This window comes from Gordonia amicalis NBRC 100051 = JCM 11271, from assembly GCF_000332995.1.
Taxonomy (GTDB): Bacteria; Actinomycetota; Actinomycetes; order Mycobacteriales; family Mycobacteriaceae; genus Gordonia; species Gordonia amicalis.
In genome coordinates, this window is record NZ_BANS01000053.1 from 22,028 (window position 1) to 44,242 (window position 22,215).

Genomic DNA, 22,215 nt, shown 5'->3' on the forward strand with positions numbered 1-22,215 from the left:
CTGCCGGGAGAGCCGGCGGACTTCTACTCGAAGGCGGCGAGTTTCGTTGTACTGGGACCGATCTCACCTTCGGTGAGCTCGCGTCCGGCGTCGTCGACGGTGTCGAAGATCCGTACGTAGGATGTCATCCCGCAGATCTCCAGTGGACGGCTGACGGTTCGTTCGCCCACCAGGACAACAGGAATCGATCGCTCGGTGGCGTCGTCGACGAAGGTCTGAAGCAGTACGAGTCCGATCGCGCCGAAGAAGTTCACCGCGGAGAAATCCAGGACGACGCCGTGAACTCGATCACGCGCGACGCGGTCGAGGGCGGCCGCGAAGTCGGCGGCCGTCTCACGGTCGACACTGCCGGAAAAGCGCTGTACGCAATAGGATCTCGCGGAATCGAAGCGCCTGGAGAATGATGTCGACGGCCCGCTGCCGGTGTCGAACGCCGAACGGAAGACTGTCGAGGTGGTGAGTGGCATGGATTGCTCGTCTCAGTAGGAGGCGTGCCGAGCGATCGATCGACGATCGAGCCCGGCCAGTGTCCGGCGCCGGTGATGGCGCGAGACCCCAAGTTCACGATCGTCCTCAACGGAGATAAGCCGTGATGTCGCTTGAGCCGAGGAGCCCTGGGTGCCCTCTCGCTCTTACTGCGCAGCTCCTACCTGAACCGCACTCCTCACCCTACGGGTGTTTCGAGTGCCGAACAAGGTCGAGAAGGTTACGTTCACCCGCTTCGGAATCTCGCATGGTGAGACGCCGGAGGTGGACGTGCGACGAAGAACATGATTGTCTAGTAGCGATGCGCGTCGAGTCGCGTGCGCGCATTGCAATCCATGCTAGATGGGGCAGCAGTCAGCCCATCGGTCGCAAGATCAGAACGTCTGGGTGGTGACAAATGGCGGCACAAGAACGCGCCGAGCACGATGATTACAGCGACGTCCTCCCGATACTGCGTGAGATCCGCAGTGAACGCGACGACGATTTACGTGCGAAGAAACGCGACGAAGTGATCGAGCGGTGTCTACCGCTCGCCGATCACGTCGCACGACGGTTCTCCGATCGTGGCGAACCGGTCGACGATCTCCGCCAGGTGGCGCGGATCGGTCTCATGCACGCAGTCGACAGATTCGATGTCGAGCGTGGCAACAATTTCCTCGCTTTCGCCGTCCCGACGGTGATGGGCGAGGTCAAGAGGTATTTCCGTGACAGCACGTGGTCGATCAGAGTGCCACGCCGTGCGCAGGAGGCCTCACTCAACATCGCGAAGGCCAGCGAGGAGCTGTTGCAGTCCCTCGGTAGGTCGCCACGACCGAGTGAGATCGCCGAGCACCTCGGACTACCGGTCAGCGAGGTCATCGAAGGGATGGTCGCGCGGTCGGCGTACACGGCGAGTTCCATTGATGCCGAGGCGGGTTCGTCCACCGACGGCTGGACGCTCGCCGACACTCTGGGCGACGAGGACGAGCGACTCGACATGATCGAGGAGTTCGTGACCCTCCAGCCGGCGGTCAAGCGGCTCACCGAACGCGAACGGACGATCCTCACCCTGCGGTTCTTCCGTTCGATGTCCCAGAGCGAGATCGCCCGGCATGTCGGGATCTCGCAGATGCACGTGTCGAGGCTTCTCACCCGGATTCTCGACACGCTGCGTGAAGAGGTTGCCGACGAGGAAGAGTACGAGGCGCCCCTGCTCAAGCACGCGTAACCACTGCGGTCAATACCAACTGCGGTCATACCAACTGCGGTCACACGTTCGGGTACTGAGGGCCCGCGCCGGAGGCATCGGCGCGGGCTCTCGGTCTCGGTCAGGGCTTCAGGATGACCTTGACCATCCCGTCCGCCTTGCGCTGGAACTTGGCGTAGGCGTCGGGTGCCTCGTCGAGCGGGAGCTCATGCGTCGCGAAGGTGTCCACACCGAGCGGATCCTCATCCGTTAGCAGCGGAAGGATGTCGTCGGCCCACCGCTTCACGTTGGCCTGCCCCATGTGGAGCCGGATCTGCTTGTCGAACATCGTCAGCATCGGCAACGGATCGGCAGCACCGCCGTACACGCCGGATAAGGAGATCGTCCCGCCGCGCTTGACGATGTCGATGGCCGAGTAGAGCGCGCCCAGTCGGTCGAGACCCGCCTCCGACATCGCCTTACGCGCGATCGGGTCGGGGAGCAGACCGACGACGGTCTGCATGGCCTTGTTCAGTGGTGAACCGTGGGCTTCCATGCCGACGGCGTCGATGACCGAGTCCGTGCCCAGCCCACCGGTGAGGTCGCGAATCGCCTCGCCGACATCGTCGACCTCGTCCATGTTGACCGTCTCGATGCCGCGCGCCTGTGCACGCGCGATGCGCTCGGGCACGCGGTCTACGCCGATCACCCGCGCGCCCTTGTGGGCGGCGATACGTGCGGCCATGTCACCGATGGGTCCCAGTCCGAGAACGGTCACCGTTCCGCCGCTGTGGATTTCGGCGTACTCGACGGCCTGCCATGCCGTCGGGAGAACGTCCGACAGGTACACATAGCGGGAATCCGGGTTCTCCATCGGCACCTTGATGTGGGTGAACTGTGCCTGCGGCACACGGAGATACTCCGCCTGCCCGCCCGGCACCGAGCCATAGAGCTGCGAGTAGCCGAAGAGCGCCGCCCCCGTGCCCTGGTCGGTGACGCGGGTGGTCGAACACTGCGTCATGAATCCGTCATTACAGAACTGGCATGAGCCGCAGGAGATCTGGAACGGAATGACGACGCGGTCCCCGACCCGTAGATCCCCGGTGTCGGAACCGACCTCCTCGACGATCCCCATCGGCTCGTGGCCGAGGATGTCCCCCGCGTTCATGAATGGACCGAGCACCTCGTAGAGGTGCAGATCGGAACCGCAGATGTTGGTCGAGGTGACCTTGATGATGGCGTCCGTGGGTTCGATGATCTTCGGATCGGGCACGGTCTCCACCGATACGTTTCGTTTGCCCTGCCAGGTCACTGCGCGCATGCTTCAGGCCTTTCGATGGTCGTTGTGGTCGTCGCGGCGTTCTACCCGCGCCCGTTCGTGCTTGCCTTCGTGGTCGACGGGAAAACCGTGGTACCGCTCCTCGTAGCGCTCCGCCTCCTCGGCCGTGGTCTCCGGCTGGATCGGATCCTGGTGGGCCCGTTCGCCATCGCGACCCGCCCTCCGCCGCAGGAGAACTCGGCTGACCATGAGAAGGCCGACCGCGAGGAGACCGGCGATGACGGCGCCGATGGCGAGCCAGACGGTCGCGTCCCGGTCGCCGGCGCCGGCCGCGATCGCCATACCGCCGAGCACCAGCATCAGTCCGAGACAGAAGAATCCGAGAAGACCGAGGGCGTTGAGTCCGCGCGACTTCCGGGCCGGTCGTCGGGCGATGGCTTCGCGCGAGGCGACCTCCCGTTCAGGTGTGAGATCTGGCATAGCTGTCCCTTCGCGAGGTGGTGGTGAACTCCGATGTGACTGTGTCCGTCGGGTACCGCAGGCGCCTCGCGCTGAAACGTCGCCGTGGGAGCCGTCGGTCGTTGTCCCAGATGAGGGCGGGTGGACGTCGCGTTCTCCCGCCCGGCCGATGCCGTCGGTTCAGTTGACGCCTCTGCTAACGTTTTGGTCACGTGCTTAGGGGAGCACGTTCAGCGTGGCGGCTGAAGATTCGCGGTTTGAACGAGACCATCGCGGGGCATTCATGAGCAGACCGATGAAGATCCACTCAAATCGACGTGCGAAGAAGACTCACTTGATGACCGACTCCGACGCCACTTCCCAGCTATCGATCGACGGCAGTCTGCCAACGGTGCTGCGGGTCCCGGCGTCCACCGACCGTCTTGCGCTGGTGCGCGCCCTGGTCGAGACGGCTCTGTACATCGACGACTGGTCGCTCGACGACGTGATCGACGCGAAGGTCGCGGTGGACGAGATCTGCTCACAGATAATCTCCGCAGCGGCCGAGAGTTCCTCGATGGAGATCACCCTGCACCTGGCCTCCAACGGCGTGGTCGGTGAGGTCAGGGGCCAGCTCGTGGATGGCGTCGAGCTGGACGAGTCGACGTTCGGATGGCGGGTCGTCCAGACCGTTACCGATACCTACTCGGTCCGGTACGCGGAATCGTCGCCCGCCGAGGCGACTCGAGGCGTGACCATCGGGTTCTCGAAGTTCCGCAAGTAACCGGCGGTCAGCCGTTCGATCGTTCGACCGTTGTCCGGCGCCAATCGGCGACGGCCTCGTCGTAGCAGATGAGGTCCTGTCGCGCGAAGGCGTTCAGCCATCCCTCCATCGGCCACCGGTCCCACCGCCGGTGGAACAGTCGTGCATTGCGGAGGATGTCCTCGAGGTGCTCGACGGGCGGGTCCGATACCGGGTGGTGCTGGTGATACGCGTGGGCGCCGCCGACCCAGGCAATGCGAAAGCCGTTGCGTGCGGCGCACATCGCGAAATCGGTGTCCTCACCTCCGTAACCCCGGTAGCCGGTGTGGAACCCGCCGATCTCGAGCCAGTCGGTGGAGCAGACGGCGAAGGACAAGGACCAGAACAGCGTCATCTCCGAGGAGAGTTGAGTCTGGCACGGGCCTGGTGCCGGACGTGCGGAATGCGGGTCGAGGAAATGGTGGAGCTCGCGTGGATCGAAGACCTCGTGCTCAGGTGGCAGGTAGGTCACGGGCCCGCAATAGAGGAGACGCAGTTCTGGTGTCGCAGCGCATGACCGGAGATAACGCTGCACCAGGTCCGGCCCGGGGATGCAGTCGACGTCCAGAAACACCAGCAGTGTTGCCCCGGCGTCGATGGCGGCTCGCGCGCCGGTGTTGCGAGCGTCGGCGAGCGGAAGCGTGCCGGGTGCTTCGTCGATGACGTGGACGACCCGCGTCGGAGGCCCCGCGTCGGCCGAGTCGGCGACGATGCCATCGATGTCGGCGTCGTCCATGGCGACGACGATGTGGACGTCGGGTCGCACGGTCGAGTGCTCGAACGCCTCGAGTTGCCGGCGCAGATGCAGGTGGCGTCCCGACACGATGGTGATCACCGCGACGGTCTCCTCTTCACTTCCGGTCGTCATCTCGCCACCGCTTCGATGGCGCGGGCCGCCCGCTCGGCGGCGCCGGCGGTCTGCCACCGGGACCACGCCGGTTCGGAATCACCGACCGAATCCACGATCGATCGCCAACGGTCGATGTCGGGCCACGTCGAGGCGACCAGAGCGAGCTCTGAACGTGCGAGAGTGTTCGCGGTGGCGCGCTGCTCGGCGAACGGACGGTCCTCCGGCATGACGACGGCGGGACGTCCAGCCGCGGCGACATCCGCCACACTTCCCTGACCCGCTCCGATGACGGTGAGGCGGGCACTGCACAGGAACGGCCACGGGTCGTCGACCCAGGTTCGGAAGGCCGGGCCGAGGCCGACCACCTTGAGATCGGGGAATGCGTCGGCCAGACCGATCGCCGGATGCGCTGCCCCGGCGTTGCCGCCGGTCCCGCCGAGAACGAGGATGTCGGCGGCGAAGGTCGGGTGGGCGACCTGTGGCCGGCCGTCGAAGCGGGAGATGCCGCCGGTGAAGACCGTCTTGGACAGGTGCTCGACGAGCCAGTCCGGCTGGTACAGGTCGCCGGGCCAGGGAGCGATGATGGCGTCGGCGGCGCGGTAGGCGAGTTGGTGGGGCAGATCGTCGCGGAGGCCCGGCATCGCCATGACCACGACCGGTACGCCGAGCAGCCGGAGGAACAGAGTGACCTCCACCGACACGTCGACGACCACCGCGGCCGGCCGCCGCGTCGCGACGCAATCCGCCAGTCGGGCCATCCGGTTGCGCAACCCGGCGTCGTGCCGAGGTGCCCAATGCAGCAGACCGCCGGCGTCGATGCCGGAGGGAGAGGGATCGGCGTCGTCACGGTCCAGGACGACGACCTCGTCGAAGGCGGGATCGGTCAGTTCGGCGCTGGTGAGCGCGACGACGCCGGTCGGTAAGTGCGCGGCGATGGCGGCGGCCCGCGAACAGTGCCCGCGACCCTGATGGTGGACGTAATAGCCGATCATGCCGACAACGCCCCGGCGAGTCGGCCGGAGCCTCGGCGCTCTCGATCGGCCACGAGTTCGGCGTAGATGTCGGTGTACCGATCGATCATCGCGATGTCGGAACAATGCTGCTCGGCGCGACGGCGCACCTCCCGTCGGTCGATCGTGAATGCCTTCTCGGCGGCCTCGGCGAGCGCGACGACATCATCGCCCGGGACCAGCATGCCGGCGGTGTCACCGACGATCTCCGGGATGCCGCCGCGAGCGAATCCCGCCACTGGTGTTCCGCAGGCGAGGGATTCGGCGACGACGAGTCCGTAGGGCTCGTCCCACACCGGTGTGACGAGCGCAGCGCCGCACGACCCGACCAGCCGGGCCAGTTCGTGCTGGTGCAGATGACCTTCGTAGCTGACCCGGTCGCCGAGGGCCGGCGCGACGTGATCACGGAAGTAGGTCTTGTCGCTGATCGGTCCGGCGAGCCGGAGCCGACGACCGGTGATGCGGGCGGCCTCGATGGCGAGGTGGGCGCCCTTCTCCGGCACGAGTCGGCCGAACCACGCCAGGTCGTCACCGCCGGTGCCGATCGGCCAACGATCCAACTGAACACCGTTGTGTACCACCGGTATCGAACCGAGAACATGCGACCACGCGTGGGCGGTGTGCCGGCTCACCGCGACGCACCTGGTATCCGGTGCAAGCGCCAGTGCCGATTCGAGCCACGGCGTGGGCGGGGTGTGCAACGTGGTGACCATCGGGGTGTCGACGGCGGGACCCATCGCGACCGGCAGGTAGTGCAGGCTGTGGTTGTGGATGACGTCGAAATCATCCGGGTTCCGGGTGAACGAGAGCATCAGTGACAGATAGGCGTGGTGATCGTGCAGCACCTCGACCGGCGGCATCGACACATCCGACCGGGCCGCCGCCGACGGCTCGAACAGCTCGCCACGTAATCGGTCCGACTCGACCGGTAGGTCGCTGCCGGCTCCCGCGAACAGCGTGACCTCGTGACCGGCAAGGGTCAGCGCCCGCGTCAGATGCCAGACATGGGCTTCGAGGCCGCCGGCGAACGGTTGCGCTATCGGGTACCTGCTGGATGCGACGATGGCGATCCGCAGCGGTTCACGCATCCAATACCCGGGTGTAGAGGCCCGCGTGGGCTTCGGCGAACGACAACCGCTGCGCGCGGCGATCGCGCCACATCGCCGGTGCCGGACGCGCGGAATATGCCTGTGCCAGTGCGGCAACCAGCGACTCCGGATCGAAATGGTCCTCGGTGAAGTCGTAGGTGAAGCACTCCTGCTGTTCGTGGTAGAAGCCGCAGCTGGGCGCGATCACCGCGGTGCCCAGGTCGTGGCAGGCCTCCAGCCAGCCCGAGTGGGTACCGAACCGGTAGGGCAGGACCGAGACCGAGAGTGCGCCGAGGTAGTCCCACAGCTGATCGTCCGTGTAGTAATCGTGCACCCGCACGCGGGCATACGGGTGGCGCGACAGCGCGAGTGCGGTGGTGCCGAAGTCCGGTTTGTACCAGTGGTTCCCGGGGACGAAGACCTCGTCGTGGAGGTTGATCTGAATCGTCATGTCCGGATAGTCGGAGGCGGCGTCCAGCAGGGTCATGATGACGGGGAGCGGGTCCATGTTGGCGCGCACACTCTTGGCGTGTACGCCGACGATGAACTCGTCGGTCGGTGCCTCGCGCGGGGCGAAGCGGGCGGGCGGCACCACGTGGGGGTGCGGGAGGACGGTCGCGGACCGACCCCAACGCTGCGAGATCTGTTGGGCCGCACCCGGGGTCAGCGTGATGACCTCGTCCGCGGCCGGGACGAGGAGGTCGAGGACCTCCTCGTGGGCGCCGGGCTCCGGGTGGTGTGGGTTGCGGAGGTCGTGCAGTGTGTAGACGAGCGGCTTGTCGTGACGGTCGAGTTCACCGAGGACGTCGGCCATCACCGACGGTTCGACCGCGTCGAAGCCGAAGTGGATGTGGAACACGTCGAACTCGTTGTGGTGCTCGGCAATCCACCGCGGGTCGAGCATCAGCGGCGGCCACCATCCGCCGGGCACCTTGGCGCCGTCAGCAGGCACCGGATCGGGCAGTCGGGTCACCGACACGGCACCGGTGTCCAGGAGGCTGACCGACCCGTTCACCGGCGAGAGATGCCGGACGTAGACATGCGACTGCGGGACGGAAGCGACGCGGATGTGCGCGGTGCTCGACCGCGTCGTCCGTGAGCTGTGCACCTTCTCGAGGGTCGCCGCACCGCCGAGCTGCCCGATAACACGTCCGTCCACTGTTCCATCCGTTCACTTCGAGACATGAACGGCTGTTGGCTCAACCGGGTCCGCAGAATTGCGGCTCTTCACCGCAGAATTGCCGAGAGTCGGCAGTTGGCTTGCGGATACCCCGGTACGACGATTGTGAAACCCGACGACGATGCGTGTCGGGAAGGTCTCAGTTCTCGTTCTGGTGAGCGTTCAGGAGGAGGTGGTCGAAGGACTGTCGCACCGGGTCGGGAAGCACGACGTACCTGTGGACGCCCGAGACGATGTTCTTGGCCAGCTCGTTGACCTTGACGTTGGCCGTCTGCGAACGCCAGCGCATCACCTCGAACGCGCGCTCGGGACTGACCCCATATGCCATCGAGATCATGCCCTTGGCCTGTTCGATCACGCCCTGGTTCTCGCGGAAGCGGGCGACGTGCTCGTCGACCTGGAACTTGACGGTTTGCTCGTCGTACCCGGTCAGATCGAGGTAGAAGCCCTCGGCCCCGATGGGTACGCCGTGCTCGTCGATGATCTGCTGCGAGACCACCGCGACGTGGTGGACGGCGCCGGAGGTGTCGATGATGCGATGACGGCTGGAGAACGGCGTGCGTCGGCTCAGCATCGTCGCGACCATCTTGTCGAAGGCGTGGCGGTCGTCGGGATGCTTGTGACCGGCCAGCAGCTCGGTGGTCGGGGTGACCTCACCCGGCTGGTAGCCGTGCATCTCGGCCACCTCGTCGGACCACCACCACTCCTCGGTGTCGAAGAGGAACCGAAAGCTGCCGACGTGACGAATCCGAGAATCATCGGCAGGAATGTTGTTGGTCTTTGGCACGGTCACCCCTAGAGCTAAGAAGGCACGCAAAAACGACAGCGCCGGCGGTCTCGGGCGAAATATGAGCTTACCCGGGTTTCATCAGCGGCAAGAATCGACCCGACCCGTGTCGCGGACCGATCGGAGACATGGACGAACTAGCAGGTCAACGCTCTTGTTTTGGTCGTTCGGTGCTCGGGTAGGCACGGTGCCGTGGCGAACGTAAGTGTCGCCGACGAGATCGTTGCCCGACGAGATTGAGGAGGTCGTGATGAGTACCGACAGTGAGAGCACCGACGCCACCGCGGCGACGGAGGGAGTCAACCCCGATCTGACCTCGACGGTGGGCGCCGAGGACCTCGACGAGGACCATCTCGCCCGCGATCCGCTCGAGGACGGGATGGACCCACCGGATGATTGGTCGGCCAGTGACCGCATCGGGACGACGGCCCGCGAGCAGCGTGAGGGAGAGACGCTCGACGAGAAGCTCGATCAGGAGGTCCCCGACGAGAATCCCTGATCCCCGGGGCGCCACAGGATCGCCACGTCTCGGAGAGCTCGTGCGGTCTCAGGTTTTCGATTGCGGCACAGCGGGCAACCGGCGACCATGACCGATCAGGGCAACTCCCCACACGAAGCGAAAACGATTCCCTATCCGGGCGAGACCGGGGACATGCCGGACCGTCCGCGCGACGAGATGCGCGAGTACCGCGGCCGCGACCTGCTGGCCGGCAAGAAGGCGCTGATCACCGGCGGCGACTCGGGTATCGGCCGGGCCACCGCGATCGCCTTCGCCAAGGAAGGGGCCGACGTCGCGATCGCGTACCTCGAAGAGGACGAGGACGCGCGCCACACCGTCGGACTCATCGAGGCGGAGGGTCGCAAGGCCCGCGCGTACCGAGGCGACCTGGGCGATCCGGATCACTGTGCCCAGGTCGTGGAACGTACCGTCGCCGAACTCGGTGGTCTGGACATCCTTGTGAACAACGTCGCCTACCAGAAGGTCGTCGACGACTTCCTCGAAGTGGACCCCGAACAGTGGTACCGGACGTTCGACGTGAACATCCACAGTTTCTTCCACACCACCCGCGCCGCCGTGCCCCACCTCACCGGTGGTGGCGCGATCATCAACACCTCGTCGATCAACGGATTGCGCGGCAACGACAGTCTCATCGACTACTCGGCGACCAAGGGCGCGGTCCTGGCGTTGACCTATTCGCTCGCACAGTCGTTGCTGGAGAGGAAGATCCGCGTCAACTGCGTCGCGCCCGGACCGGTGTGGACCCCGCTGATCCCGGCGACGATGCCGGCCGAGGCGGTGAAGGACTTCGGAACGCAGGCGCCGATGGGCCGAGCCGCCCAGCCCGATGAGATCGCGCCGTCGTATGTGTTCTTCGCGGCCGAGCAGCTGTCGTCCTACTACACCGGTGAGGTGCTCGCCCCGATCGGTGGTGAGACGTTGCCGGGCTGACCGGTGTCCTCCTGTCAGCAGCGGTCCTCCTGCTGCCGGGAACGTCAGGATGACGAACTGAGACGCAAGGGGCGAACCATCTCACATCGGTCACCGCTGACCGATACGCTGTGGCGCATGCATTGCGTTGTCGTGGGTGGGGGACTCGCCGGTCTGGCGTCGGCGGTGTGGCTCGCGGAGGCGGGGCAGCGGGTCACGCTCCTCGAGCGGCGCGGTTCGCTCGGTGGCCGCACCATCTCGATGCCGCTGGCGGCGGTGGACGACGTCCCCGACAACGGGCAGCACGTCTTCGCCAGTGGATACGAGCACCTCATGCGGTACCTCGAGAGTGTCGGAACCCGCGAACACGTCGAGTTCCCGGGGCACATGACGTTCCGGTTGCCCGGCGGCGCCACCCGCAAGTCGGCGTTCGGCGGGTTGACCGGACTGCGTGCCGCGATCGGCGACCTCCCCGGGGTGACCGGTGTGGACCGCGTGCGGACCGCGATCGCCCAGGCACGGCTGATCCGGCATGCGTTCCGCCAGCCCGAGTGGCTCGACGAGGTGACCGCCGACGAGTGGTTCCGCCGCATCGGCATGCCACAGTCGGCACGCGACGCACTGTGGGATGGCATCGTCATCGGCCTGACCGGCGACAAGACCGAGATCTCGTCGGCGAAGGTGCCCGCCGATCTGCTCGTCACAGGTGCGCGGCGCGCTCTCGCGACCCGCACCCCGGTCTCCATCGGATTCCCGACCGTGGACCTCGACACCCTGTTCATAGCGGGCGCGGAGAAACGCTTCGCCGACGCGGGCGTCGACGTCCGGCATCGCGCCGTGGTCTCGACGATCGACGTCGCCGACGGCACCGTCACCGGGGTGACACTCGCCGACGGAGAGAAGGTCGCGGCGGATGCGGTCATCTGCGCGGTACCCGTGTGGAGCGTCAAGGGGCTGCTCGATCAGGTCCCGGGACACGAACGGATCTACGAGGCCGTCGACAACCTCACGCCCGTCCCGATCGTGAGCGTCAACCTCTACCTCGACCGGTCGATCGGGATGACCGACTGGGGTGAGATCCTCCACGGCGGTGAGGGAGTGCTGGAACAGGTCTGGGACCGGCAGCGCATGCACGGACGGGAACCGAAGGACAACTGGTTCTACTCGACGACGGTGTCGGCCTCGTATGACCTGATCGGCAAGACCAACGCCGAGATCACCGACATCCAGATGGACATGCTGCGCAGGTACTACCCGCAGGCCGCGGACGCGCAGGTCATCCACAGTCATGTGGTTCGGATGCCGAAATCGACGTTCGCGCAGCGTCCCGGAACCGCGGGAATCCGGCCGGACCAGCGCACCACGGTCGACGGTCTGGCCCTCGCCGGCGACTGGACCAGGACGGACTGGACCACCACGATGGAGGGCGCCTGCCAGAGCGCGGCGCGGGCCGTCGACGTGATCCTGGAGTACGCCGATTCCCGACGCTGAGTAAGTTCGTTCCATGCCGACGACTTCGTCTGACTTCTACCTCGGCGGACCCGAGGTCATGCTGCGGATCAGGGGACTCTCGATGTCCGCCGAACGCGGTGAGGCCCGAATCGAGACCGGGCCGTGGCTCGCCGATCCCGCCGCCGGCGTCACCCGGGGGGGGCGCTGGCCGTCGTCTGTGACGACGTGACGGGATATGTCGTGGACGCGGGTAGCGCCGAGGGGCGCTGGCCGGTGTCCCTCGGGATCCGGATGGACTTCGTCGCCGACCCGCCGCTCGACGGGACGGTCCTGGACGTCACCGGCGAACTCGTCGCCCGCGACGAGCGAGGCGCGATGACCACCGGAAGGGTCTCGGATCCCTCCGGTCGCACGATCGCGACGATCGTCCAGCGGTCGCACCTCATCGACGCCCCGACTTCACCGGGTGCGCATGCGACCGCCGACGTCCTCGACGCGCCGGCCAGCCCGGTTCGCGACCAGCTCGGCCTGGTCCCCACCGCGCCCGGCGTGCTGACCATGCCCCCGACCTTCCTCTCGGCCAACGGGATGGGCAGCGTGCACGGCGGAATCCTGATCTGCGCCTCCGAACTCGCGGCGATGTCGTCGGTCGAGGCGGACGGGCAGTTGCGCACCACCAGCATCGACATCACCTACGTCCGCCCGTGCAACGCCGCCGACACCACGACCTTCACGTCGGAAACCCTGCACCGTGGCCGAAGCCTGTCCGTGGTGCGCGTCATATCGGCGAATTCGTCGGGCAAACCGTCGTCGATCGCGACCGTGGTCCTGCAACACATCTGAGATCGCGACGATGCGCGGCCTTCGCAACCGGCATACCAGCATGGTTGCGGGGGACCGCATTTCCCTGGCAGGCTGCACACATACGGCCCTGATCAGGTGCGTGCAGATCACCGCGTGCCTCCTGCGGCCGTATCTTTCGCGGTCCGTTCCCGTGAGACGGATTCGCGCACAACACAATCACCTTGCCTGCCGCCGGAATGCCCTGTCCCGAGCGGCCTGCCGGATGAGGGAAAGGATCGAATCGATCGTGGTAACTCAAACAGCAAGCCAGAACATCGACATCCGCAATGCCCGTACCGAGAGCCCGACCCGAGGCGTCGACGTGTACCGGACCCGTCTCGCCCACCGCAGCCAGATCGAACCGCGACCCCACAACACCGTGTGGGGCAGCATGGGGAACCCGGGGCCGCTGTCGGCGCCCGAGCTGCGCCACTATGCCGACCGCGGGTACCACACCGAGAACAAGGTCCTGTCGGCCGCCGACATCGACGCGTGTCTCCGTGAGGTCTCCGACATCACCGATCGACTCGGAGAGGACGACCGGGTCATCCGTGAGTCCTCGAATGGCGACGTGCGTTCGCTGTTCGCGGTGCACCGCCTCAGCGACATCATCGCCGAGATCTGTGACCGCGACTCGATCCGCGGTGTCGCCGAACAGATCCTGGACGACGAGGTCGCGATCCACCAGAGCCGGATCAACCTGAAGCCGGGCTTCGCCGGAGGACCGTTCTACTGGCACTCCGACTTCGAGACCTGGCACGCCGAGGACGGGATGCCCGCACCGCGAGCACTCAGCGTGTCGCTGGCACTCACCCCGAACCTGTCCACCAACGGGCCGCTGATGATCATCCCCGGCTCGCACCGTCGGTTCGTCAGCTGCGTCGGCGCGACACCCGATGGCTACCACCGGGAATCGCTGACCTCGTACCGCCCGCCCTTCGGCACGCCGGACGAGGAGGATGTCGCGACCCTCGCCGACGAACTCGGGATCGACACGATCACCGGCCCCGCGGGTTCGGCGCTCTACTTCGACTCCAACTGCCTGCACGCCTCGGCCGGCAACATCACCCCGTACCCGCGGAGCAACCTCTTCGTCGTGTTCAACGCGAAGTCGAATGCCCTGCAGGAACCGTTCGACGGTACGGCACCTCGTCCGGATCACCTCGCGCACAGGTGACCCTCTCGCTGGCTGAGGTGTTCGCTCGCACCTCAGCCGGCGGGATTTCTCCGCTCCCTGAGTAGGCCCGGAGCTTGCGGAGGGCCGTATCGAAGGGTCAGAAACCCGTCGAAGATCCCAGCTCCGGGGCGGGGCCGGTGAAGTAGTGCTCACCGTCGAACCGGGCCGGGAGACCGCCCGCGAGGTATCTGCCGATACCCGGCTGCTCCAGTTCCGTGAACAGCGGATTCTTCTGTAGAACGCCGGATTCCACCACCTCGTCGAACGTGCGGTAACGCTCCGACAGCACCGAGCTCTGCGCCAGGGCGGCCTCCACCTCGGCGGTGGAGTGGCGGGCGAACCACGCGGCGAACAGCGGGGTGAGGATCCCGCGGTGGGTGTAACGGTCTGCTTCCGCGGTGAAGTCCGCACCGAGCGCCTTCTCGACCGCTGCCACCGCATCCCCGGTCTCGGTCATCGCGACCAGGTCCCGGAAGTGGCGCGGGGTGAGGGCGACGAGCATGAAGCGGCCACCGTCGGAGGCGACGAAATCCGTTCCGTACGTGCCGTAGACGTCGTTGCCGGTCGCGGGCCGGCTACCGCCGCCGAGTTGCGGCTCGGTGAGGTAACCGAGCGTTCCCGCGACCGCCAGGGCGGTGTCCTCCAGCGGCAGCGTGATCTGAGCGCCGGCACCGGTCTGGTCGCGGCGTCGTACCGCCGCGGTGATGGCGAGCGCTGCGTACAGGCCACAGGCCACGTCCCATGCGGGCAGGGCGTGGTTGACCACGCCGGCGTAGTCGGTTGGGCCGGTGATCGCCGGGAAGCCCAGTGCCGCATTGACGGTGTAGTCGACACCGGGTGTCCCGTCAGTGCGTCCGAGCAGTTCGAGGGTGATGACGTCGGAGCGCTTCGCGGACAGGGTCTCGTGGCTCATCCATGCACGACCGCCGGCGTTGGTGACGAGGATGCCGCCACCGGGCCCGCTCTCGGTGACGAGATCCTGGATCAGCTTCTGGCCCTCGGGTTCCCGGAAGTTCGCGGTCACCGACTTCTTGCCGCGGTTGAGGCCGGTCCAGTAGATGGAGTTGCCGTCGGCGGTGACCGGCCACCGGTTGGTGTCGGCGGCGCCGCCGAGGGGGTCGACGCGGATCACCTCGGCGCCGAGCTGGGACAGCGTCAGACCGCATAGCGGTGACGCGACGAAGCTCGACACCTCCACGATGCGCAGGCCCTCGAGCGGGCGGGGTGTGGTGCTCATGCGAAAGATCCTCCGAGGAAAGGTGTTCGGGTCAGGCCATCAGGACGTGGTAGCGCCAGTCGAGGACGTCGCGGTCCTCCCCTGCCTGGTGGTCACGGTCGCCGTGGGCGACGACCTTCGACCGGAGCCGCAGGATTCCACCCCCGCCGTCGAGCGGGGTGGCGTCCTCGACGTGGATCTCCGAGCTGAGTGTGTCGCCCTCGCGGACGGGCCCGGTGTGGTCGCACGAGTCCCACGCCACCACGGTGACGAGGTTCGGCAGGGCCCGGTTGGCTTGCGACAGAGCGAGTCCGATGGTGTGCCCGCCGTAGACGAGCCGTCCGCCGGCCGCCTTGCCGGCCACTCGCTCGTCGTGGTGGGTGGCGGCGATGTTCAGCGACAGACGAGCGAGTTCCGGTGCGCTGGAGACCACGTCGGCGCTCGAGCGGTAGACGCGTCCGGCGAGCTCGGGGGAGAAATGTTGTCCGCGGACCGATGACCGGTAGGTGGCCAGGTCCCAGTCGGGCAGTGCCGGTTCGGCATCCGCGCCGGGGCCGATGGTGCTCAGGTCGTCGGCGTGCACGGTGCGTCCCGGGTCGGGGGCCGGGGACAGCGGCAGCATCGCGCAGCGGTAGAAGTCGAGAACCGTGGCGCCGTTCTGGTCGGTGGTGACCATGTGCAGGGCGGCCAGGCCGGTCGGGGCGCGACCGGGCTTGGACTTGTTCTCCCGCAGCCCGACCACCTCGGTCACGGTGGTGAGGGTGTCGCCGATCTTCGGATAGCTGAGAAAACGCAGCCCACGGTAGAAGAGGTTGGCCTTCACGTGGTGGGTGGCCAGCGTCGACTGTCCGATCGCGACGTCGGTCACCAGGCCGGGATGAGCGAGCGTGCCCTTGCCCAGCACGCGGCCCGCCAGATGTGCGTCCAGCGAGAGTCGGAGTCGGTCACCGAGGATCGCCTGATGCGAGGCGGCGAGTCCGGAGGTCAGCGTCAGCGACGGTGCGTCGTCGAACACCTGCCCGTGCGTCAGCTCGTCGAAGTACGGCCCGCCGACCGCGATCGCCTCACTCATCGACCGCTCCCTTCGCGAGGACTCGGCGCGCCGAGACGGCGAGAGCCTCGTCGAGCATCCGGCCGTCGAGCTCGGCGGCACCGGCGCCCGCGGCGGCCGCTTTCTCCAGTGCCTCGAGTACGCGTCGCGCGTCCTCGATGGCGTCCGCGTCCGGGGTGAATATCTCGATCGCACTTGCCAATTGGGTCGGGTGGATCACCCAGGTGCCGTCGAAGCCGAGGTCGCGGACCCATCGCTTGGCGTCACGGAAGGTGTCGGCGTCGGCGATGGTGAGATGGGGGCCGTCGATCACGTCGACCCCGGCGGCGCGTGCGGCGAGCAGGACCGAGTCCTGCACGACGTGCCAGGTCCGCATGGGCAGGCCCGACGCCCGGCCGAGCGATGCGCCGAGATCGGCATAACCGATCAGAACGGCGTCGAGACGGTCGGTGGCCGCGCAGATCGTTCCGGCGTCGCGAATCCCACGTGGGGTCTCGAGCAGTGCCTGGAGACGAACGGCGGAATCGCCGAGCTGCTTGTCGGCCTCCTGGAGATCGCCGGGGGTGTCGGCCTTCGGGAGCACCACCGACGTCAGGTTCGGCATCTGGGCGCAGGCGGCCAGATCGTCCGATGCCCACGGGGTGTCGATGGCGTTGATGCGCAGGGAGACAGCGCGCTCGGCCCCGAACTCGGCGACGAGTTCGGCGGCGGCGACGCGCGCCGAGTCCTTGTTGGCCGGGGTGACCGCGTCCTCGAGGTCGAGGACCACCTCGTCGGCGATGGAGGCCAGCGCCTTGCGTGCCTTGCGGTCGTCGGAGGCCGGCGCCACCAAAACGCCTCGTCTTCTCTGCACCATTGCTCCCAGTGATCGTGTCAACCCGGTTGTCGGGTTCAAATGTGCGGCCAAAGTCGTGCCTTCACGGTTCTATCAGACCTCGATGTCCGATGGGAAGGTTGACATAGGTACGGCCTATCGACAAAATGGCCGTACAAATCAGCCCCTCCGCGAAGAACACAGGTGAACCCCTTCATGAGCACGCTGTCAGCCGAAGAATCCTTCCTCGTCGAGACCGTCCGGTCGTTCATCGACCGCGAGGTCAAGCCGACCGTGCAGGAGGTCGAGCACGCCAACGAATACCCCGAGAAGTGGATCGAGCAGATGAAGCAGATCGGGATCTACGGCCTGGCCGTGCCCGAGGCGTACGGCGGCTCGCCCGTCTCGATGCCGTGCTACGCGCAGGTCACCCAGGAACTCGCCCGGGGCTGGATGAGCCTCGCGGGTGCGATGGGCGGCCACACCGTCGTCGCGAAGCTGCTCACGCTGTTCGGCACCGAGGAGCAGAAGCAGAACTACCTGCCGCGAATGGCCACCGGGGAGATGCGGGCGACCATGGCGCTGACCGAGCCGGGCGGCGGTTCCGATCTGCAGGCGATGTCGACCGTGGCCAAGGAGGACGGCGACGAACTGGTGATCAGCGGCGCGAAGACCTGGATCAGCAACGCGCGACGGTCCGGGCTCATCGCCCTGCTGTGCAAGACCGATCCGGCTGCGCGGCCGCGGCACAAGGGCATCTCCATCGTCCTCGTCGAACACGGTCCCGGACTGACCGTCTCGCGCGACCTGCCCAAGCTCGGTTACAAGGGCGTCGAGAGCTGTGAGCTCTCCTTCGACGGGTACCGCGCACCGAAGTCGGCGATCCTCGGCGCCGTACCCGGCAAGGGCTTCGGCCAGATGATGAAGGGGCTGGAAACCGGCCGCATCCAGGTTGCCTGTCGCGCACTGGGTGTCGCGACCGCAGCACTCGAGGACTCGCTGGCCTATGCGCAGCAGCGCGAGTCCTTCGGGCAGCCCATCTGGAAGCACCAGTCGATCGGCAACTACCTGGCGGACATGGCCACCAAGCTGACCGCGGCCCGGCAGCTCACCTGGCACGCCGCCGAGCAGTACGACCGGGGCGAGCGGTGCGACATGGAAGCCGGCATGGCCAAGCTCTACGCCTCCGAGGTCGCGATGGAGGTCGCCCTCAATGCCGTTCGCATCCACGGCGGCTACGGTTACTCCACCGAGTTCGACGTCGAACGGTACTTCCGCGACGCACCGCTGATGATCGTCGGTGAGGGCACCAACGAGATCCAGCGCAACGTGATCGCCGCGCAACTCGTGGCACGGGGCGGTATCTGACGGCGTCGACTCGTCAGAAGCCGCCGTACTCGAACAGGGGAGTGGGATGAGCGAGGTCGGGCAGTCCGAGCCGGCGTACAAGGTGCTGGCCGCCGAACTGCGATCGCACATCGCCCAGGGCCGCTACAAGGGGGGTGTACGGCTCCCCACCGAGTCCGAGCTGTCACAGGAGTACGGCCTGAGCAGGCAGACGGTACGCCGTGCCTTTCTCGAGTTGGTCACCGAGGGCTCGGTGTATCGCGTACCCGGCCGTGGGACCTTCGCGACCGAGAACGCCGGTCAGTATCTGCGGCAACTGGGTTCGATCGACGACCTGATGAACCTCTCGACCGACACCGAGATGCAGGTCCTCGAATCACCCTCGCGCCGAGTCGATCTCGAGGCTGCCGGACGCCTGCGGCTCGACACCGACGTCGTCTACCGGATCGTGTTCCAGCGATTCCACGACGGGGTGCCGTTCGTGGTCACGACCGTGTCATGGCCGGAGTCGGTGGCTCGGCTCGTGATCGATGCGCCCGAGGTGAAGGCAGGTGCGACGAGCGAGCACACGATGATCGGTCTGCTCGAACCGCACCTGCAGTATCCGATCGAGGAATGCGCGCAATCGATCACGGCCACCACCGCCGATGCCGAGACCGCAGGGCGGCTCGGGTGTCCGGTGGGTCACGCCGTGTTGCGCGTCGACCGGCTGTACACCGACTCGCGTGGCCGGGCGGTCGAACTCGCGATCAGCCACTTCCTGCCCGAGCACTACACCTACCGCGTGACGTTGCGGCGCAGCGGCATGTGAAGCAGACGCGAAGCGGCCCGGTGATCACGAGGACCACCGGGCCGCTTGGCAGCTCGGGGAGGGTCAGTGACGGACGCGTACCGGTTGCTCCTCGACGATGCCCGATGTTCTTCCCTTTGAGGGGATGAGCATGGTGATCGCCACGCCGACGAAGGCGGCGGCGGCCGCGATCAGGAAGCACCAGGTGAACGTCGACTCGTCGGGGACCTCGGTGCCGCCCAGCGAGATGGTCGCGCTGGCCAGGATGAGGGCCATGACGGCGGAGGCGACGGTGGTGCCCAGCGATCGCATCAGGCCGTTCAGTCCGACCGCGGCGCCGGCTTCGGTGGCCGGCACCGACCCCATGATCAGGGTCGGCATCGCCGCGTATCCGACGCCCACCCCGATGGCGCAGATGATCGAGGCCAGCATCAGCTTCCACGCCGCGTCCATGAGGAAGAAGGCGAAGAGGTAGCCGCAGCCGAGGATGCTGGCGCCGATGGCAAGGGTGTACTTCGCGCCGATCTTGTTGATCAGCAGGCCCGACAGCGGTGCGAAGAACATCATCATCAGACCGCCGGGCGCCATCCACAGACCCGCAGCCAGGATCGACTGGCCCAGGCCGTAACCGGTCGCCTCGGGCAGCCGCAGCAGCATCGGCAGTATGATCGACTGCGCCATCATGCCGAAACCGATGGCAGCCGCGGCGATGTTCGTCAGCAGCACGGCCGGCCGGGCCGTCGTCCGGAGATCGACCAGGGGCTCCTTCTGGCGGAGCTCGAAGAATCCCCAGACGACGAGAACGGCGATGCCGCCGAGGCCCAGGCCGAGGGTCTTGCCCGAGGTCCAGCCCCAGTCATTGGCCTTCGACACCGCGATCAGGAAGGCCGAGAGGCCGATGGCCAAACCGACGGCACCGGGGATGTCGAGGCGGCCGCCGGCGGAGGTGTTGACCCGCGGGACGAGGAGCAGGACCGCGGCGATGATGAGCACACCGAGGCCCGTCGCGACGTAGAACAGGGCATGCCAGTCCCACGTCTCGACGATCCACGCGACAGGGGCAGACCGATCGCACCGCCGACGCCGAGCGTCGCACTCATCGCGGCGACGGCCATCGACGTGATGTGAGGCGGGGTGATCTCGCGGATCAAGCTCATGCCGACCGGAATGAAACCCATCGCGAGGCCCTGCACGCCACGACCGATGATCAGCGGAACGAGTGAATCGCCCACCGCGCACAGCAGCGATCCGAGGGTCAGCAGGACGGCGCTGGCGAGCAGGACGCGCTGCTTGCCGAACATGTCGCCGAGGCGACCGGCGATGGGCATGGCGACCGCCGCGGCGAGCAGGGTGGCGGTGATGATCCACGACGCGTTGCCGATCGAGGTTCCCAGCAGACGCGGAAGATCCGGCTGGATCGGGATGATCAAGGTCTGCATCAGTGACGCGACGAGTCCGCCGAAGCAGAGCGCCACGACGCTGCCGACGGCGCCGGCGGGTGCCTGTTCGGTTCCCTCCTGGGGTAACTGGCCTTGTGTTTGGCTCATCTGCGAGACCTCCTTCGAGGTATGCAGCATACATATGTAACGTACATAGGCAAACCGGACAGTAGATTCGTCCTGGTCGATGTGATGGAGGAGCAATGTCCGAGGACCACGAACCGTGGCAATCGCCGGTACACCGAGACCTGGTGGCCGAGTTGCTGCGTATGTCCCGGCGCAAGGGGCTGCTCCCGCCGTCGGTCGGGCTGGAGAAATCCGCCTTCGCCATCCTGTGGGTTCTGTCCGACGGTCGGCCCCGCACGCTTCGCCAACTGACCGAAGAACTCGAACTCGAGCAGTCGACCGTCAACCGGCAGGTCAATGCCGCGATCAAACACGGCTACCTCGAGCGTTTCGAGGTCGAGGACTCGCTCTCCAAGCTGATCCGTCCCACCGATGCGGGACGCGAGGCCTTCCGGCGGGACGGATTGCTACGTGCCGAGCGACTCGAGCAGGTCTTCGCCGATCTCGCTCCGGGCAGCCCGGAGGCGTTGCTCCACGAGTTGCGGGCGTTCAACGACGCCTATGAACGGACGCAGGACCGGCACGGCGCCGGCCGGCGTGACAGCAAGAGCGATCAGAGATTCAAGAGAGGGATGGTATGACCACTGGAGGCGGCACATACGTGGTGACCGGGTCGGCGTCGGGGATGGGCGCGGCTGTGGCCGAATCCCTACGCGCGGAAGGGCACACGGTGATCGGCGTCGATCTGCGCGATGCCGACGTCGTCGCCGACCTGTCGACCGCGCACGGTCGGCAGAAGGCCGCCGAGGAGGTCCTCGCCAAGGCCGAGGGCACGCTCGACGGTGCGGTCCTCGCCGCCGGGATGGGGCCGACCAAGGGGCGCGAGCGAATGATCACCGAGGTCAACGTCCTCGGCGTCACTGATCTGCTGACTGCCTGGCGCCCGGCTCTGGCTGCTGCGGACAAGGCGAAAGTGGTTGTCTTCGGCTCCAATTCGACGACCGTGACACCGTTGGTGCCGCGCGGTGCGATCCGGCGGCTCATCAACGGCGACACCGCCGGGGCGACCCGGCAGATCCTGCGACGCCGCGGCGTCACCGCGCCGGTCGCGTATGCAGCATCGAAGATCGCGGTCACCCAGTGGTCACGCTGGCAGGGCACCAAGCCGGAGTGGGCCGGGGAGGGCATCCGGGTCAACGTGATCGCGCCCGGCCCGGTGATGACGCCCCTGCTGCGATCCCAGCTCGACAGCCCACAGGCCAAGAGCGTGAAGTCGTTCCCGGTTCCGGTTCGCGAGTACGGAACCCCGGAGCAGCTCGCCGCGTGGGTGATGATCATGTTGTCGCCGGCCGCCGACTTCATGGCCGGCGCCGTCATCACCGTCGACGGCGGGACCGAGGCTCTGATGCGCACGCGGGACTGGCCGAAGCCGCTGCCGGTGCGCGGGATGCCCAAGCTGCTGTGGAAGATGTATCGCGCACCCAAGGACGGGCAGGTCGCGCAGTA

23 protein-coding genes and 1 pseudogene are annotated in these 22,215 nt (G+C 66.9%); 12 read left to right on the forward strand and 12 right to left on the reverse strand.

Annotation, left to right across the window (positions count from 1 at the left end):
* Positions 1-23: 23 nt before the first annotated feature.
* Positions 24-467: an STAS domain-containing protein gene (locus GOAMI_RS20445; protein ID WP_006438510.1), complete on the reverse strand. Its 444-nt coding sequence runs from the start codon at positions 465-467 to the stop codon at positions 24-26.
* Between the two features lie 416 nt (positions 468-883).
* On the opposite strand from GOAMI_RS20445, the gene GOAMI_RS20450 reads away from it, so the two are divergent.
* Positions 884-1,693, forward strand: coding sequence for a SigB/SigF/SigG family RNA polymerase sigma factor (locus GOAMI_RS20450; protein WP_006438511.1), 810 nt, complete (start codon positions 884-886; stop codon positions 1,691-1,693).
* Between the two features lie 100 nt (positions 1,694-1,793).
* On the opposite strand, the gene GOAMI_RS20455 is transcribed toward GOAMI_RS20450, so the two are convergent.
* Both GOAMI_RS20455 and GOAMI_RS20460 read right to left on the reverse strand, forming a co-directional pair.
* Positions 1,794-2,972, reverse strand: a complete 1,179-nt coding sequence (locus tag GOAMI_RS20455; RefSeq protein ID WP_006438512.1) for a zinc-dependent alcohol dehydrogenase — start codon at positions 2,970-2,972, stop codon at positions 1,794-1,796.
* Between the two features lie 3 nt (positions 2,973-2,975).
* Positions 2,976-3,410, reverse strand: a complete 435-nt coding sequence (locus GOAMI_RS20460) for a hypothetical protein (RefSeq protein WP_006438513.1) — start codon at positions 3,408-3,410, stop codon at positions 2,976-2,978.
* 316 nt (positions 3,411-3,726) lie between these two features.
* Here GOAMI_RS20460 and GOAMI_RS20465 point away from each other — a divergent pair, with 316 nt between their 5' ends.
* Complete coding sequence (locus GOAMI_RS20465) at positions 3,727-4,152, forward strand: ATP-binding protein (protein WP_006438514.1); 426 nt, start codon at positions 3,727-3,729, stop codon at positions 4,150-4,152.
* 7 nt (positions 4,153-4,159) lie between these two features.
* Here GOAMI_RS20465 and GOAMI_RS20470 read toward each other — a convergent pair whose 3' ends face one another.
* The 5 genes from GOAMI_RS20470 to GOAMI_RS20490 form a co-directional block, all read right to left on the reverse strand.
* Positions 4,160-5,038 (reverse strand): glycosyltransferase family 2 protein, encoded by an 879-nt coding sequence (locus GOAMI_RS20470; RefSeq protein WP_006438515.1) that lies wholly within the window; start codon positions 5,036-5,038, stop codon positions 4,160-4,162.
* Entirely contained in the window at positions 5,035-6,012 is a 978-nt protein-coding gene (locus GOAMI_RS20475; protein ID WP_006438516.1) for a hypothetical protein, read from the reverse strand. Before GOAMI_RS20475 ends, GOAMI_RS20470 begins: the two co-directional genes overlap by 4 nt.
* Positions 6,009-7,118 (reverse strand): glycosyltransferase family 4 protein, encoded by a 1,110-nt coding sequence (locus GOAMI_RS20480; protein ID WP_006438517.1) that lies wholly within the window; start codon positions 7,116-7,118, stop codon positions 6,009-6,011. Before GOAMI_RS20480 ends, GOAMI_RS20475 begins: the two co-directional genes overlap by 4 nt.
* Positions 7,111-8,277 carry a glycosyltransferase family protein gene (locus GOAMI_RS20485; protein ID WP_006438518.1) on the reverse strand — a complete coding sequence of 389 codons (1,167 nt, stop codon included), beginning with the start codon at positions 8,275-8,277 and terminating at the stop codon, positions 7,111-7,113. The genes GOAMI_RS20480 and GOAMI_RS20485 overlap by 8 nt, the downstream gene beginning before the upstream one ends.
* 160 nt (positions 8,278-8,437) lie before the next feature.
* Complete coding sequence (locus GOAMI_RS20490; protein WP_040005057.1) at positions 8,438-9,085, reverse strand: PAS and ANTAR domain-containing protein; 648 nt, start codon at positions 9,083-9,085, stop codon at positions 8,438-8,440.
* Between the two features lie 250 nt (positions 9,086-9,335).
* Here GOAMI_RS20490 and GOAMI_RS20495 point away from each other — a divergent pair, with 250 nt between their 5' ends.
* The 6 genes from GOAMI_RS20495 to GOAMI_RS20515 all read left to right on the forward strand — a co-directional run bounded on the left by GOAMI_RS20495 (position 9,336) and on the right by GOAMI_RS20515 (position 13,986).
* Positions 9,336-9,584, forward strand: a complete 249-nt coding sequence (locus tag GOAMI_RS20495; protein WP_006438520.1) for a hypothetical protein — start codon at positions 9,336-9,338, stop codon at positions 9,582-9,584.
* 87 nt (positions 9,585-9,671) lie between these two features.
* Positions 9,672-10,535: an SDR family oxidoreductase gene (locus GOAMI_RS20500; RefSeq protein WP_006438521.1), complete on the forward strand. Its 864-nt coding sequence runs from the start codon at positions 9,672-9,674 to the stop codon at positions 10,533-10,535.
* A 57-nt stretch (positions 10,536-10,592) separates the two neighbouring features.
* The gene (locus tag GOAMI_RS20505; RefSeq protein ID WP_328512018.1) at positions 10,593-12,005 is read left to right on the forward strand and encodes a hydroxysqualene dehydroxylase; all 1,413 of its coding nucleotides are present in this window, start codon (positions 10,593-10,595) and stop codon (positions 12,003-12,005) included.
* Between the two features lie 13 nt (positions 12,006-12,018).
* Positions 12,019-12,195 (forward strand): hypothetical protein, encoded by a 177-nt coding sequence (locus GOAMI_RS23845; RefSeq protein WP_006438523.1) that lies wholly within the window; start codon positions 12,019-12,021, stop codon positions 12,193-12,195.
* An 11-nt stretch (positions 12,196-12,206) separates the two neighbouring features.
* Positions 12,207-12,809, forward strand: coding sequence for a PaaI family thioesterase (locus tag GOAMI_RS20510; protein ID WP_006438524.1), 603 nt, complete (start codon positions 12,207-12,209; stop codon positions 12,807-12,809).
* Between the two features lie 247 nt (positions 12,810-13,056).
* The gene (locus GOAMI_RS20515) at positions 13,057-13,986 is read left to right on the forward strand and encodes a phytanoyl-CoA dioxygenase family protein (RefSeq protein WP_040005058.1); all 930 of its coding nucleotides are present in this window, start codon (positions 13,057-13,059) and stop codon (positions 13,984-13,986) included.
* Between the two features lie 97 nt (positions 13,987-14,083).
* On the opposite strand, the gene GOAMI_RS20520 is transcribed toward GOAMI_RS20515, so the two are convergent.
* The 3 genes from GOAMI_RS20520 to GOAMI_RS20530 are packed head-to-tail and all read right to left on the reverse strand — an operon-like array spanning position 14,084 to position 17,082.
* On the reverse strand, positions 14,084-15,223 hold the full coding sequence (locus GOAMI_RS20520) for a CoA transferase (RefSeq protein ID WP_006438526.1): 1,140 nt from the start codon (positions 15,221-15,223) through the stop codon (positions 14,084-14,086).
* A 31-nt stretch (positions 15,224-15,254) separates the two neighbouring features.
* A complete protein-coding gene (locus GOAMI_RS20525; protein WP_006438527.1) occupies positions 15,255-16,274 on the reverse strand; it encodes a MaoC family dehydratase in 1,020 nt (339 codons plus the stop codon).
* Positions 16,267-17,082 carry an HpcH/HpaI aldolase/citrate lyase family protein gene (locus GOAMI_RS20530; RefSeq protein ID WP_081598280.1) on the reverse strand — a complete coding sequence of 272 codons (816 nt, stop codon included), beginning with the start codon at positions 17,080-17,082 and terminating at the stop codon, positions 16,267-16,269. The genes GOAMI_RS20525 and GOAMI_RS20530 overlap by 8 nt, the downstream gene beginning before the upstream one ends.
* A gap of 201 nt (positions 17,083-17,283) precedes the next feature.
* On the opposite strand from GOAMI_RS20530, the gene GOAMI_RS20535 reads away from it, so the two are divergent.
* Together GOAMI_RS20535 and GOAMI_RS20540 are read left to right on the forward strand one after the other, a co-directional pair.
* Positions 17,284-18,435, forward strand: a complete 1,152-nt coding sequence (locus tag GOAMI_RS20535) for an acyl-CoA dehydrogenase family protein (protein ID WP_006438529.1) — start codon at positions 17,284-17,286, stop codon at positions 18,433-18,435.
* A gap of 46 nt (positions 18,436-18,481) precedes the next feature.
* Positions 18,482-19,225 carry a GntR family transcriptional regulator gene (locus GOAMI_RS20540; protein ID WP_006438530.1) on the forward strand — a complete coding sequence of 248 codons (744 nt, stop codon included), beginning with the start codon at positions 18,482-18,484 and terminating at the stop codon, positions 19,223-19,225.
* 63 nt (positions 19,226-19,288) lie between these two features.
* Here GOAMI_RS20540 and GOAMI_RS20545 read toward each other — a convergent pair.
* A pseudogene (locus GOAMI_RS20545) lies at positions 19,289-20,751 on the reverse strand (MFS transporter).
* Between the two features lie 95 nt (positions 20,752-20,846).
* Here GOAMI_RS20545 and GOAMI_RS20550 point away from each other — a divergent pair.
* Both GOAMI_RS20550 and GOAMI_RS20555 read left to right on the forward strand, forming a co-directional pair.
* On the forward strand, positions 20,847-21,350 hold the full coding sequence (locus GOAMI_RS20550) for a MarR family winged helix-turn-helix transcriptional regulator (RefSeq protein ID WP_006438533.1): 504 nt from the start codon (positions 20,847-20,849) through the stop codon (positions 21,348-21,350).
* The coding region (locus GOAMI_RS20555; protein ID WP_006438534.1) for an SDR family oxidoreductase at positions 21,347-22,215 on the forward strand (869 nt) is incomplete at its 3' end. The genes GOAMI_RS20550 and GOAMI_RS20555, both read left to right, overlap by 4 nt.

Coding starts and splice junctions, on each gene's coding strand:
- GOAMI_RS20445 (WP_006438510.1), bottom strand. CDS start 467: ATGCCACTCACCACCTCGACAGTCTTCCGTTCGGCGTTCGACACCGGC.
- GOAMI_RS20450 (WP_006438511.1), top strand. CDS start 884: ATGGCGGCACAAGAACGCGCCGAGCACGATGATTACAGCGACGTCCTC.
- GOAMI_RS20455 (WP_006438512.1), bottom strand. CDS start 2,972: ATGCGCGCAGTGACCTGGCAGGGCAAACGAAACGTATCGGTGGAGACC.
- GOAMI_RS20460 (WP_006438513.1), bottom strand. CDS start 3,410: ATGCCAGATCTCACACCTGAACGGGAGGTCGCCTCGCGCGAAGCCATC.
- GOAMI_RS20465 (WP_006438514.1), top strand. CDS start 3,727: ATGACCGACTCCGACGCCACTTCCCAGCTATCGATCGACGGCAGTCTG.
- GOAMI_RS20470 (WP_006438515.1), bottom strand. CDS start 5,038: ATGACGACCGGAAGTGAAGAGGAGACCGTCGCGGTGATCACCATCGTG.
- GOAMI_RS20475 (WP_006438516.1), bottom strand. CDS start 6,012: ATGATCGGCTATTACGTCCACCATCAGGGTCGCGGGCACTGTTCGCGG.
- GOAMI_RS20480 (WP_006438517.1), bottom strand. CDS start 7,118: ATGCGTGAACCGCTGCGGATCGCCATCGTCGCATCCAGCAGGTACCCG.
- GOAMI_RS20495 (WP_006438520.1), top strand. CDS start 9,336: ATGAGTACCGACAGTGAGAGCACCGACGCCACCGCGGCGACGGAGGGA.
- GOAMI_RS20500 (WP_006438521.1), top strand. CDS start 9,672: ATGACCGATCAGGGCAACTCCCCACACGAAGCGAAAACGATTCCCTAT.
- GOAMI_RS23845 (WP_006438523.1), top strand. CDS start 12,019: ATGCCGACGACTTCGTCTGACTTCTACCTCGGCGGACCCGAGGTCATG.
- GOAMI_RS20520 (WP_006438526.1), bottom strand. CDS start 15,223: ATGAGCACCACACCCCGCCCGCTCGAGGGCCTGCGCATCGTGGAGGTG.
- GOAMI_RS20525 (WP_006438527.1), bottom strand. CDS start 16,274: ATGAGTGAGGCGATCGCGGTCGGCGGGCCGTACTTCGACGAGCTGACG.
- GOAMI_RS20535 (WP_006438529.1), top strand. CDS start 17,284: ATGAGCACGCTGTCAGCCGAAGAATCCTTCCTCGTCGAGACCGTCCGG.
- GOAMI_RS20540 (WP_006438530.1), top strand. CDS start 18,482: ATGAGCGAGGTCGGGCAGTCCGAGCCGGCGTACAAGGTGCTGGCCGCC.
- GOAMI_RS20550 (WP_006438533.1), top strand. CDS start 20,847: ATGTCCGAGGACCACGAACCGTGGCAATCGCCGGTACACCGAGACCTG.